This window comes from Leptolyngbya sp. GB1-A1, assembly GCF_039962475.1.
Lineage (GTDB): Bacteria > Cyanobacteriota > Cyanobacteriia > Elainellales > Elainellaceae > Leptolyngbya_A.
On record NZ_JAMPLI010000028.1, the window covers coordinates 17947 to 30748 of the forward strand.

Sequence of the window (12802 nt, forward strand, 5' to 3'; positions counted from 1 at the left end):
GAGTGATCACCTCACGAGACCTCGGTTCAGGAAATTTCGGCTAGGGTCACGGTGTAGGCATCACGAATTCCCTGTTCTTTTTTGATTTCCTCCAAAACGCCGTCTGGCACGGGGTCATCAATGCTCAGCACCATCACGGCATCGCCGCGCACGATCTTGCGTCCGACCTGCATACTGGCAATATTGACATTCAGGTTGCCCAGCAGTGATCCCAGCTTACCGATGATCCCCGGCATATCGCGGTGCAGCGTAAACAGCATATAGCGGCTTGGCGGCACGTTGATCGGAAAGTCATCGATGCTGGTAATGCGAATTTCATTGTCGCCCAGGAGTGCGCCCGTGACGGAATGTTCGCCCAGCGAGCCGACTGCCGACAGATGCAGCGAGCCTGGATAGTCACGCACCGACGCATCGCGAGTTTCGATCACGCGGATGCCCCGCTCTTTTGCCTCAATGCTGGCGTTGACGTAATTGACCCGCTCCTGCAAAGCGTTGGACAATAAGCCCTTGAGTGCTGCGACGACCATCGGCTGACTGTCGTTCGTTGCCAGATCGCCCTGTAAGCGAATCGTGAGCGACTCGATCCGTTTGCCGGAAAGCTGACTCACCAGATTGCCCAACGTTTCTGCAAGCTGCAAGAAAGGACGCATTTTCTCCATCACGTCGGGACGCAGACCGGGAATATTCACCGCCGATCGCGCCGGGAGCCCCAGCAGCACATCGCGGATTTGCTCTGCCACATCGATCGCCACATTCACCTGCGCTTCTTCAGTGGAGGCTCCCAGGTGCGGCGTGAGCACTAGATTTTTACTCAGGCTGGTAAGGGGCGATTCGCCCAGCGGCTCGTTTTCATACACATCCAGCGCGGCTCCGCCAATTTGCCCGGCGTCGATCGCCTTTGCCAGCGCAGCCTCATCGATAATGCCGCCTCTGGCACAGTTGACAATGCGAACGGTGGGCTTCATTTTTGCCAGCGCGTCGGCATTGATTAAATGATAAGTATCCGGCGTTTTGGGAATGTGAAGCGTGATGTAGTCCGACTCGCGGAAGAGAAAATCAAGCTCGACGAGCTGACAACCGATTTGCTCTGCCCGTTCAGCCGATAAATAAGGATCATACGCTAGCAGACGCATTCCCATAGCGCGAGCGATCCCGGCAACGTGCGACCCGATCTTGCCCAAGCCAACGACGCCTAGCGTTTTCTTGTAAACTTCTACACCCGTAAAGCTCTTGCGATCCCACTTGCCGCCCTTCACCGACTGATTGGCATCAGGAATGTAGCGTGACAGAGCCAGCATCATTGCTACGGCATGTTCCGCAGCGGCGACCGTGTTTCCTTCGGGCGAGTTGACCACCAGAATTCCGCGTCGCGTGGCAGCAGGCACATCCACATTATCGACTCCGACTCCGGCTCGTCCAATGATCTTGAGCTGCGTTCCTGCGTCGATGACTTCTTGAGTTACGCGGGTTCCAGAACGAATCATCAGGGCATCGTAGTCTGGAATGATCTGCACGAGTTCGGCAGCGGAAAGGCTGGTCTTCACGTCAACCTGAGCCACCTGGGAGAGAATATCAATGCCAACTTGATCGATCGGGTCGGAGACAAGAACCTTGGGCATGGGATCAGCTACATGAGATAGAAACCGGGAAAACAAACAGCAAGCAAAAAGCCAGGTTTTCCACAAGTCGCCATTCTACTGCAAACCTGTCCTCGTCATGGGTCTTTCCCGAAAAGTTTTCTGCTTTTATCGCCTTTGCGAATGGGCGGTGAGCAGGGATGTCGAGCTGCATTGAATTTTGAGCTGAATCGATCGTCTTTTGCGTCTTTGCGATAACGTTAAAGGCGGTTTGCGGCGCGGCTATCTGATGCGTTTCAGCCAGGCTGTTGCAGGCGAAAATGCTGGCTATTTTTCATTTGCCAAGGCACAGAATAACCAGTATTCTGCATAAGGTCGCTCTTATCGTCTCGTAAAGCCCATCTGGTTTGTTTTTCGACGTATGCGCTCTCCCAATCTGCTTGTTGCGATCGGCATCACCACCCTGATTACTGTTGGTGCAGTTCATTCTGGCTCTGCTCAAGCAAGTTCGCCTGTCCAAACTCCATCGCCTGCTGAACCCTCAGCTTCCGAAAAGTCAGAGCAGCGATCGCCCCGGTCTGACGTGCCTGCGGCTGAAGCGACATCTCAGGAAACTCCGGCTACCGAAGCCGCACAAACGGAGGCAACTTCCCCGGTCGCTGAACCGGTAGCTGAAACTGCGGCTAAACCCGTGGCTGAATCTGCCCAACCTGGCGAAGCCAAAACACCTGCTTCTGAGACTTCTGCTGCGGATACTGTTTCCCAGGCAGAACCTTCCACAGGAGAAGCAGACGACCCGCAAACGGAACCGTCGCCGGATTCAACCCCGGATTCAACCCCGAATACCTCAGAAACAGATACTTCGGATACTCCAACAGCAGATACTTCCGAGACAAATACTTCCAAGACAAGTACTCCATCAACCGATACTCCAGAGGCAGACACTCTAACGGAAGAAACAGATACTTCTACTTCTTCAGAAACCGAAGCCTCAGATACTCCAGACACAGATACTCCAGACACAGGCACCCCGACAGAAGCAACTCCTTCCTCCCCCAGCACGAGTGGCAGAGTCCAGTCTCCCGACTATCTCAACCCCAGCCCAAATCCGCTCGATTTTCCGACCCGTCCTGAAGAAGTCGAACTCCAGGGAACACAGCCGATTACGCTGCGGCAGGCAGTTGATTTGGCAGTTCGCAATAATCCTCAGCTTCGCCAGGCGCGGCAGCAGCGCGATCAGGCACAGGCACAGCTCGATCAGGCAAGAGCTGCAAATAATCCCACCGTCAGCGTCAATGCAAACCTGGTGCAGCAGGGTCAGGAAAGCCCTGTTACGTCTCAGCAGCCCCCGTTCACTGTGAACAATCAGGGACAGGTTGTACCCAACCCAAACGCGGGACCCGGAGAAACCGAAATTCAATCGAGTGATGCTGCAAGCCTGAGCGGTAATTTAGAAGTGAGCTACGCGCTGTTTACCTCTGGAAGGCGATCGTCGCTGATTCGTGCCTCAGAAGGACAGGTTCGGGTTCAGCAGCTTGAAATCGAGCGGCAAACGAATGAGCTCATTCTGCAAGTCGCGACTGCCTATTTTGATTTGCAGCAGGCAGGGGCACAGGTGAGAATCTTTCAGTCCAACGTGGAGCAGGCAGAACAAAGCTTGCGAGATGCAGAGGCACTGGAGCGGGCAGGCGTTGGAACCCGGTTTGATGTGTTGCAGGCGCAGGTTGATGTGGCAAACGCCCAGCAAAATTTAACGCAGCAGCTCAGCAGTTTTGATATTGCTCGTCGCAATTTAACCCAGTTGCTCAATACGTCGAATGGCGTTGACCTCACCGCAGCCGACCCGATCGAAGTCGCCGGAGACTGGAACCTGAGCCTGGAGCAAAGCATTGTTGAAGCACTCAGAAATCGCGCCGAGCTAGAACAGCAGCTCATCCAGCGAGAGGCATCCGAAGAGCAGCGACAGGCAGCCCTGGCACAGCTTGGACCACAGGTAAACCTGCAAGGCTCCTTTGGTTTGAACAACAACCTGGATGCGGGCAACGGATTCTTAAACAACTATCAGGTCGGCGTCGGGCTGAGCCTTAACCTATACGATGGAGGAGCTGCCAGAGCAGAAGCAAGAGCGCAAGAAACGAATATTGCCCAGGCGGAAAGCCAATTTGAAAGCCTTCAGAATCAAATTCGGTTTGAAACCGAGCAGGCATATTCTCAGCTTCAAGCTAGCGCAACCAACATTCAAACCACGGCTCTCGCAGTACAGCAGGCCGCAGAAGCCCTTCGACTGGCAAGACTTCGCTTTCAGGCAGGTGTTGGAACCCAGACCGACGTGCTGCGGCAGCAAACCGCGCTGGCTCAGACGCAGGTGAATAACCTTCAGGCGATTTTGGGCTACAACCGCGCTTTGGCAACGCTTCAGCGACAGGTTAGCAACCTTCCCGAAGGCTTCATCGGCGATACCCCTTAGACGATCGGTAAGTTTAAGTTTGGCAAGAGAAAACGGCTACCCGCGTCCTACAGGCGCGTAAGTCCTATTGCAGATGACGATGGCTAGCTATCTTCGTTGGCGTTGCGAACAGGGGTCACACTGGAGTCAAAATAAAGCTCGTATTCTGCGTCAGCCTGCTCGATTTCAACCTCATAAAACGTCCCTTGAGGGGTCTGCTCGATCTCGTGTTTGGTGATGGTGTAGCTGGGATATTCTTGTTGGACGCGATCGATCACGGCTTGAGAAAATTCCGCTGCGCTCACTTCATGCTCCGTCTCAAGCCACTGCCCATCGGCGGCGAATTCGGCTTCATACTCCACGCCATTGCGGTAAAAAATTCCCTCGTACCCATAGAGCTGTTTCTTCCAGGTAGCAGTTGTGCTGGGATAGCGGGCGGCAAACGCTTGGGATACCGCAGCCGGAGGTTTGAGCGATTGGGTACTACAGCTAGCAAGCAGGAGGACTGTGCAGGTAATGAATGCAGTGGAGAGCTGTGGGATGATTGCTGCGGAACTTTGAGTATGCCAGTGAGGTTTACCCATTGGGACAGAACCCTTCAGTTTTAGAAAAAACGCTCAGATGTCGATCGAATCCGCACTCAAACTAACAGCCCGACCACGTCACTGGGTACAGTATTTCTTCTGACTCACGCCATCACCATTCCGCCATCGACATTAATCACCTGCCCGGTAATGTAGGCGGCAGCAGGATCGGCAGCGAGGAATCGAATCAGCCCCGCGACGTCTTCTGCCTGTCCGTAGCGGCTAAGCGGAATCATTTTCAGCACTTCCTCCCCTTTCACGTCTGCGGTCATGTCGGTGGCTATAAATCCGGGGGCGACTGCATTCACCGTAATGCCCCGGCTGGCAAGCTCCTTTGCCATCGTTTTGGTGAAGCCAATCACTCCAGCTTTTGCTGCGCTGTAGTTTGCCTGTCCCGCGTTGCCCGTTTCGCCGACTACTGAAGTAACGTTGACAATGCGACCCGATCGCTGCTTCAGCATGATTTTACTGGCGGCTTTGGTGCAGAGAAATACGCCCGTCAGATTGAGGTTAATCACAGCTTGCCAGTCGTCGAGCTTCATTCGCAGCAGCAAGCCATCGCGGGTAATCCCAGCATTGTTCACCAGTACATCGACCTGACCCCATTTCTCCATTGTTTGCTCAAACAGAGCCGTGACCTGATCTTCCTGTGCCACGTCTGCTTTAACGGCGATCGCCTGACTGCCCATTCCCTGAATTTCAGCCACGACTGCTTCGGCTGCATTACTCGAACTGGCATAATTCACCACGACTTTTGCGCCTGCACTTGCCAGAGCCAGAGCCGTTGCCCGTCCGATTCCGCGTGAGGCTCCGGTGACAATCGCAACGCGATCGAGCAAGGGTTGAGAAGCGGCTGAAGATGCAGTCATAGCAAGCTCTTTGAGTAGTTTTAGGGTTAATACTTTGTCCAACGTTTGATCTTACGCCATTTCTGTTCCGGTTTCCCGTCCTGCTCACTTTGAGGAAAGTTGATTACGATCGGGAAGAGTAAGCGTTGACAGCGAACCTATGGCGACTCAACAGCAATTTGGCAGCTTCCAAGAAATGCTTTCTGGCTCCGATGTGCCCGTATTGGTGGACTTTTACGCGACGTGGTGCGGTCCCTGTCAGATGATGGCAAACATTCTGGAACAGGTGAATGGTCAAATGAAAGACCGCCTGCGGATCGTGAAAGTGGACACTGATAAATATCCTGCTCTAGCTTCGCAGTATGGCGTTCAGGCATTGCCGACACTGGTGCTGTTTAAGCAGGGACAGGCGATCGACAAAATTGAAGGCGTGTTACCCTCGGAGCGGCTGATTCAGCGATTGCAGCAAAGGGTTTAGGCGGCAGTTCACAAAAGGGGAATTTAGGCTTCGCCGAACGGGGTAATGCAGGATATCTAACACGCCTCAAGCCTTTCTGAGATCCTTCGATCGCCTCCTGTCCGTTACAAGCTTGCGATTCCCCAATAAAAATGTTGAAATTGGGCTGAACTTGATTCTGCCCGTTTCGCTGTATCTGCAGTCAGTGCGGAAGTGCTTTTAGGCAAAGCCCTGTTAAAAGTGGCATTCCGGCAAAAGTTCGATCGCCAGGAACTAGGCAAAGAAAAAAGGGCGATCGAAATCGCCCTAATGCCGGATCTACTTAATGTAGCGTTCTGAATCTAACTATAACACTTTTACCGCTAGATGTAGCGATCGGACAGAAAAATGATCCTATAATTTTGGGTACTCAGTCGCAGGAGATGGAACCGATGCTGAAAAACGATCGCTGGATCTTAGAACAGGCGCAAAACGGCATGATCGAACCCTTCGAGCCGCATTTGATTCGCTCGATTTCGGTCCACGGCAATGGCTTGACCCGCAAAGTTTTGAGCTACGGCTTATCGTCCTATGGATATGACATTCGCCTGTCTCCGGCAGAATTTTTGGTGTTCCGCCATATTCCCGGTACAGTCGTGAATCCGAAGCGGTTTAATCCCGGCAATCTCGAATCTGTACCGCTTCAGTCCGACAGCGACGGCGACTATTTTGTAATTCCGGCGCATTCCTATGGTTTGGGTGTTGCTCTGGAGCATCTGAATATTCCGCCCAATATTACGGTGATTTGCATTGGTAAAAGCTCTTATGCGCGGGTCGGTTTGATTGCAAACCTGACTCCGGTAGAGGCTTCCTGGCGCGGTTACCTGACGCTGGAATTTAGCAACTCATCGAGCGCAGACTGCCGGATTTACGCGAATGAAGGTGTCGTACAGCTTCTCTTCCTAGAAGGCGAACCCTGCGAAACCACCTATGACGATCGCTTTGGGAAATATCAGGATCAGCCGCAGCGAGTAACGCTGGCAAAAGTCTAGATAGACTGGGGGGAATCCCCCTTCTTGATTTCTTGCCAATGGACACACTGCCTCCCCTGCATACAAAAGATCCAACGAATCGGTTCTCAAATCGCGCCGCCGACTACGCCAAATATCGACCCACTTACCCTCCTGAAGCGATCGACCTGCTGGTGGAGGGTTTCGCGCATTCGGTAACGGCAGCAGATGTAGGGGCAGGCACGGGAATTTCAGCCAGATTGCTAGCAGACCGAGGGGCAGCGGTGATCGCGATCGAACCCAATGCGGAAATGCGATCGGCAGCAGAACCCCATCCGGGCGTAACTTTCCGGGAAGGAACGGCAGAACAGACCGAACTCCCCACGCAATCGGTCGATCTCGTCCTGTGCGCACAGTCGTTTCACTGGTTCAATAAAGCAGCCGCCCTTACAGAGTTTCACCGCATTCTCAAGCCAGAGGGACGGATCGCGCTGATGTGGAACGATCGCGATCCTGATGATCCCTTTACAGAGGAATACAGCGAAATTTTGTGCCGCACTGCCGATCGCGAAATCTTTGACCGGGGCGAGCGAAAGTCTCCTGATCGGCTTGCGGAAAGCGAATTGTTTGAAAATTTCCAGACTCACCGTTTTACTCACACCTATCTGCTCGATCGCGACGCACTGATCGGGCTAGTGCTGAGTTCTTCGTATATGCCCAAGGAAGGCAAGGCGTATGAGCAGCTTTTAGGCGACTTACAGGATTTGTTCGATCGTTGGTCAACCGACGGCAAAGTAACGCTCTCTTATCGAACAATGGTGTACGTGGCAAAGACCGTGGACAGTCGAGACAGCGAGTAAAATCAAAGCATCGTTTTCCCTCAATTCCGACAATAGACACAGGACACAAGAAGCAGATTTATCAAAATAAAATGCACGTCCCGGAATATTTTTGGTACGACCCGTTTAATCCCGCCGGTTGGGCAGGTTTCTAGCTTGAGAAAGGCACTTACCAGCCGATCGTCCCAAACGACAGCGAGCCAATCGCGCCGAATCACAGGTCTTCCAAATTGCCCGGGCTCTGCTGCAAACCGGAATAGACGCTGCTCGGGTCAACCAAATCACCGGACTCTCAGTCGATTCCCTCACGAATTTGCACTGAGCCATTCCAGAATCTCGGCATTCACTCGATCGCTTGCCTCATCGTAGGGGCAATGCCCCGCTTCAGGAATTTCGATCAGGCGCAGATTCGGATGCAGATCGGGCAACTGCCGGCCCCAGGTTAAGGGAATCACCCGATCGCCCTCACCCCACAGTACCAAAATCGGCAGCTTCACCCGATCGAGCAAATCTCGTGTATCCAGACAAAAATCAAAGCGGGTGCGGGCTTGCGATAATCGAGAAAAGGCTCTAGCTGCGCCTCGATCGCGTCCGGCAATCAAAAAGCCTTCGATCAGCTCTTCGGTGATGCGGCTATGGTTGACATACGCCAGCTTCAAAATCGATCGCACCACTCGCGGACGGGCAATCAGCCGAAATAGGGGACCAATCACGATCGGCGACGAAAACCAGCTCTCAATCCGGCTCACCGTGGGCTGCAACCATCCCGGCAAAACCTCTTGCCGGGAGGCAGGCAGCGTAATCAAAATCAAATTCTCTGCGAGTTCGGGATAGGCAGCCGCCGCCGTCAGGGCAACCAGTGCACCGAGGGAATGTCCAATTAAGGCGATCGGTCGATTGATAAACGTGCACCAAAATTCATAAACCTGATCAACCCAAAATCCCACGTTATAAGCAGCTGAAGCCTTCTCCGATGCACCAAACCCCACCAGATCCAGCGCGTACACCGTTCGATGCTGGCTCAACGGCAGCAGGTTTTCTTGCCACTGAGTCAAAGATGCCCCAAACCCATGCAGCAGTAAGATCGGCGGCAGAGCATGAGCTTCAGCATGAGGCGATCGAATATAGCTGTAGCGCACCTGCCATCCGCGCCAGATCCAATCGCGCTGTAGACCGATTCGAGGTGGCTGAAGGGGAAGTGAATTAATCGGCATATCAATCGGGAAATTTGCGAGGTGAATCGGATTAATTTCAGTCTAAATGGCGATCGAGTTAACTGGGGGTACAGAAAATCATTGTCCTATTCTTTGACGAGCAATCCCTCATAGAGATATCCCTATAAAGACATCACAAAAAGTATCTTTGCTCTGCAGTGAAAGGAGACGAAAATTCTAATTCTGGTCTGATCTTGACAGCAAAAAATTCCCATGACTTAATTGAAGTAGCAGATGAATATCAAAACTTTGGTGTTCGTCTCATGGGTACTACCTCCAAGCCGCAAGCAGATGTATGTCCAGTATTCTGGTCTGGTATTTGTCGAGGTTTAGGGTAATTCTCTACAGCAAATACTGGCTCAGCATACTGGATATGCGCTGGTTTGTGGCTTAGAGGTAGTGCGTTTGAGACGCTGACCACAGGAGAAGATTACTGGCTTGTTTGAGCCAGCCTATTTTCTGTACTTGATATTTCGATGCTGTTCAAATTTATAACCAGGACAGCTATCAATGGCTTCAAAACAGAAAAAGCGTAAGAAAGATCAACTCATTCGTGAATATGGGTCTCAATGCTGGTGGTGCAGGCATCAATTACCTGCAAAGAGCCTAACGCTTGATCATATAAAACCGAAAAGCAAAGGCGGTTCTAACTCATTGGAAAACCTTCGGCTTGCCTGCTCCCCATGCAACAAATCGCGCGGAAATAGTCTTTATCCCCCTGAATCGCTCATTCCAAATTCTGCTCCGAACATTTCTCCAGTTAATTCTGTAAACTTCAGCTAGCCAGAAAAAGAAATGCATAAGCTTCTAATGTTTAACGATGAAAAACTGCTTCGTCGTGCCCTGACTCATCGCTCTTATATGAATGAAAATCCGGACGAACTCGGACACAATGAGCGACTAGAATTTCTTGGTGATTCAATCCTTAATTTTATTAGCGGGCAGTATCTCTATCGAATTCTTCCAGAGATGGCAGAAGATGAAATGACACGGCGGCGATCGGCTCTTGTGGATGAAAAACAATTGGCTCGATTTGCGATCGAAGTGGGAATCGATTTGCGGATGCGATTGGGAAAGGGAGTCATCCGGGAAGGGGGCTATCAAAACCCAAATCTTTTGAGCAGCACTTTTGAAGCGGTTGTTGGAGCCTACTACCTGGATAAGAATTCAGTCATTGAGATGGTGCGTCCGATGGTAGAAGAATTGTTTACTTCTGTGCCTCAAGAAGTCGTGATCACTCGTTCTGCAAAGGATTCAAAGAATAAGTTGCAGGAAATTGTTCAGGCGACGGGTGCAGCCGCTCTACCTAAATATAAAACCGAACAAATTGGCGGTACGGACCATGCACCAGAATTTATTGCCAGAGTTTATGTCGGTGACAGGGCATACGGCGAGGGAAAGGGACGCAATAAAAAAGAGGCTGAAAAGGAAGCTGCTGAAGATGCTTTGAGAAAATTTAAAAAGAAAGGGTTAATTTGAAATCTTTAAACCCCAACTTCATTGTGCGAACAAGATGCACTGAAGAATCAATTCTCTACAACTGTGACGTGATCTTCTCGACCTATCAACTGGAGGAGTATAGTTTGATCGTAGTAGAACGATCGCGCTTCCTGTGCCTGACCTGGTGGTCTGACCTGGCTTAATTTGGGTTCAATGGGGTTTAGATAATTTTTTGAGTTAAGGGTGCGATCGTGTGGATGCGTCTTCGGGGGGTCTGCCATGAGTCTTTGCATTAATCCGCGCTGTCCTCAGCCCGACCATCCTGGGAATGGGGGCAATCATTACTGTCAGGCGTGTGGCTCAGAGTTAGTGCTGCAAGGACGCTATCGAGTGATGCGGCTACTGAGCGACAAGAGTGGCTTTGGTAAGGTGTACGAAGCGTTTGAGCGCAGCGTTCCCAAAATTCTCAAAATCCTGAAAGACAGCTATAGCAACAACGAAAAAGCAGTTGACCTGTTTCAGCAAGAGGCAGTGGTGCTGAGTCAGCTTCATCACTCTGGCATTCCATCGATCGAGCCAGATGGCTACTTTCAGTACAAGCCGCGCCAGACCGGAGAAGTGCTGCACTGCATTGTGATGGAAAAGATCGACGGTCCCAATCTGCGGGAATGGATGCGGCAGCAGGGCAACCATCCGATCGGCGAAAAGCAGGCGCGACAGTGGCTCCATCAGCTTGCGGAGATTTTGCATTTGGTGCATCAGCACAACTATTTTCATCGCGACATTAAGCCCGAAAATATTATGCTGCGATCGAGTGGGCAGGTGGTTCTGGTCGATTTTGGCGCAGCGCGTGAGATGACCTATACCTACCTGGCGCAGTTAGGCAAAACGGGCGGAATTACGCGCATCAGCTCTGCCGGATACACCCCGCCGGAACAGGAAAAAGGCCAGGCAGTACCGCAGTCAGATTTTTACGCGCTGGGCTGCACTTTCATTTATTTATTAACCGGGAAACAGCCGACCGATGGCGGAATGTATGATTCGCTGAACAACGAGTTTCACTGGCGGCAGTTTGCGCCTCAGATCACGCCCGCCTTTGCTGACTTTATTGATCGCCTGATTGCCCCCAAAGCAAGCGATCGTCCCAGAGATACCCGTGCTTTGCTCGACAGTCTGCATCAGCTTGTCCAAACTCCGGTCAACTCCACCAGTCCAACTTTCATTCAGTCCACTGCATGGCAGCAATTCAGCGCACCCACGACTCCTGAAACGACTCCTGAAACGACTCCCGGAACGACTCCCGGAATGGCAACGGGCGGATCGGTTCAAGTGTTAGCTCAGGCTCCGGGCTATTCACTGATTCTGCCTGGTAAAAAAGGTTTAAAATGCTGGGTCTGGGGCGGCACGATCGCGCTCCTCCTGGCTCTGGGTGGATATGGCATCTGGCAGGTGACAGGTCGGCAACATTCAACGGCCGTGACACAGGCAATTACAGTCGATCGTGATCTCAAGGGTCACACCAGCTTTATTAATACCCAGGTGATTGCGCCCGACGGCAAAACTTTGATTAGCGGCAGTGCTGACAACACCATTCGCATCTGGGATATGACCAGCGGACAAACCCTCCGCACCCTGGCAGGCCATACAAGCTTTGTCAACGCCCTCACCCTCACCCCCGACGGCAAAACCCTGATTAGCGGCAGTGCCGATCGCACCATCAAAATCTGGGACTTGGCAACGGGCAAGCTAGTGCATACACTGCTAGGTCATACAGGCTATGTCAATGCGCTTGATGTCAGCCCGGATGGACAAGTCCTGGCGAGCAGCAGTGCCGACAGCACGATCAAAATCTGGGATTTGCCGACCGCAAAGCTGGCTCGTACCCTGATCGGACATACGGGCTTTGTCAATAGCGTCATTTTCAGTCCCGATGGTCAAACCCTGGTGAGCGGCAGCACCGATCGCACCCTTAAAGTATGGAGTTTGGCAACCGGAACCGTCGAAAAAACCCTCACCGGACACACGGGATTTGTGAATGCGATCGTGATCACGCCAGACGGAGAAAAAGCAATCAGTAGCAGCGCCGACAAAACAATTCGGATCTGGAATCTCAGCGACGGGCAAACGATTCGCACCCTGGTCGGAACGAGCTTTTTTAATCCGCTCTGGCTCAGTCCCGATGGCCAAACCCTGGTGAGCGGAAGTGCAGAGGGTACGGTGCAAATTTGGAACGTCCCGACTGGAGAGCTAATGCAAAGACTGACGGGCTACGGCTCTGAGGTTCGGCATTTTGCCATCAGTCCCGACGGACAAACGATCGCCAGCGGCAGCGGTAGCCACGACATTAAAATCTGGAAGTTTCCCCGCCCTGCGACTCAGTAAGAATTTCAGATTGCGACTTCAGATTG

The 12802-nt window shown here is 52.1% G+C and carries 12 protein-coding genes and 1 pseudogene; 8 read left to right on the forward strand and 5 right to left on the reverse strand.

What is annotated here, in order from left to right; translation table 11 throughout:
* Positions 1–26: 26 nt before the first annotated feature.
* Positions 27–1619: a phosphoglycerate dehydrogenase gene (gene serA, locus NDI45_RS21125; protein WP_190792514.1), complete on the reverse strand. Its 1593-nt coding sequence runs from the start codon at positions 1617–1619 to the stop codon at positions 27–29.
* Positions 1620–1998: 379 nt separating this feature from the next.
* Between serA and NDI45_RS21130 the strand changes: the two genes are divergently transcribed.
* Positions 1999–4044 (forward strand): TolC family protein, encoded by a 2046-nt coding sequence (locus tag NDI45_RS21130; RefSeq protein WP_348248600.1) that lies wholly within the window; start codon positions 1999–2001, stop codon positions 4042–4044.
* Between the two features lie 83 nt (positions 4045–4127).
* Here NDI45_RS21130 and NDI45_RS21135 read toward each other — a convergent pair whose 3' ends face one another.
* Positions 4128–4607, reverse strand: a complete 480-nt coding sequence (locus NDI45_RS21135; RefSeq protein WP_348248601.1) for a PepSY-like domain-containing protein — start codon at positions 4605–4607, stop codon at positions 4128–4130.
* Positions 4608–4711: 104 nt separating this feature from the next.
* A complete protein-coding gene (gene fabG / locus NDI45_RS21140; RefSeq protein WP_348248602.1) occupies positions 4712–5476 on the reverse strand; it encodes a 3-oxoacyl-[acyl-carrier-protein] reductase in 765 nt (254 codons plus the stop codon).
* A 139-nt stretch (positions 5477–5615) separates the two neighbouring features.
* Between fabG and trxA the strand changes: the two genes are divergently transcribed.
* The 4 genes and pseudogenes from trxA to NDI45_RS21160 all read left to right on the forward strand — a co-directional run.
* On the forward strand, positions 5616–5933 hold the full coding sequence (gene trxA / locus NDI45_RS21145; protein WP_190791340.1) for a thioredoxin: 318 nt from the start codon (positions 5616–5618) through the stop codon (positions 5931–5933).
* 410 nt (positions 5934–6343) lie between these two features.
* Positions 6344–6943 (forward strand): dCTP deaminase, encoded by a 600-nt coding sequence (gene dcd, locus NDI45_RS21150; protein ID WP_190791339.1) that lies wholly within the window; start codon positions 6344–6346, stop codon positions 6941–6943.
* Between the two features lie 38 nt (positions 6944–6981).
* Positions 6982–7761, forward strand: a complete 780-nt coding sequence (locus NDI45_RS21155) for a class I SAM-dependent methyltransferase (protein WP_348248603.1) — start codon at positions 6982–6984, stop codon at positions 7759–7761.
* Positions 7762–7808: 47 nt separating this feature from the next.
* A pseudogene (locus tag NDI45_RS21160) lies at positions 7809–8062 on the forward strand (Uma2 family endonuclease); the annotation flags it as partial.
* Here the strand turns inward: NDI45_RS21160 and NDI45_RS21165 are convergent.
* Complete coding sequence (locus tag NDI45_RS21165; RefSeq protein WP_348248604.1) at positions 8046–8954, reverse strand: alpha/beta fold hydrolase; 909 nt, start codon at positions 8952–8954, stop codon at positions 8046–8048. The pseudogene NDI45_RS21160 and the gene NDI45_RS21165 overlap by 17 nt on opposite strands.
* Before the next feature lie 510 nt (positions 8955–9464).
* On the opposite strand from NDI45_RS21165, the gene NDI45_RS21170 reads away from it, so the two are divergent.
* Positions 9465–9737: an HNH endonuclease signature motif containing protein gene (locus NDI45_RS21170; protein WP_348248605.1), complete on the forward strand. Its 273-nt coding sequence runs from the start codon at positions 9465–9467 to the stop codon at positions 9735–9737.
* A 12-nt stretch (positions 9738–9749) separates the two neighbouring features.
* Positions 9750–10433 (forward strand): ribonuclease III, encoded by a 684-nt coding sequence (rnc, locus tag NDI45_RS21175; protein WP_190792566.1) that lies wholly within the window; start codon positions 9750–9752, stop codon positions 10431–10433.
* Positions 10434–10480: 47 nt separating this feature from the next.
* On the opposite strand, the gene NDI45_RS21180 is transcribed toward rnc, so the two are convergent.
* Positions 10481–10675 carry a hypothetical protein gene (locus NDI45_RS21180; protein ID WP_190792565.1) on the reverse strand — a complete coding sequence of 65 codons (195 nt, stop codon included), beginning with the start codon at positions 10673–10675 and terminating at the stop codon, positions 10481–10483.
* On the opposite strand from NDI45_RS21180, the gene NDI45_RS21185 reads away from it, so the two are divergent.
* Entirely contained in the window at positions 10674–12776 is a 2103-nt protein-coding gene (locus NDI45_RS21185; RefSeq protein WP_190792564.1) for a serine/threonine-protein kinase, read from the forward strand. The genes NDI45_RS21180 and NDI45_RS21185 overlap by 2 nt on opposite strands.
* The last annotated feature ends 26 nt before the right edge of the window (positions 12777–12802 follow it).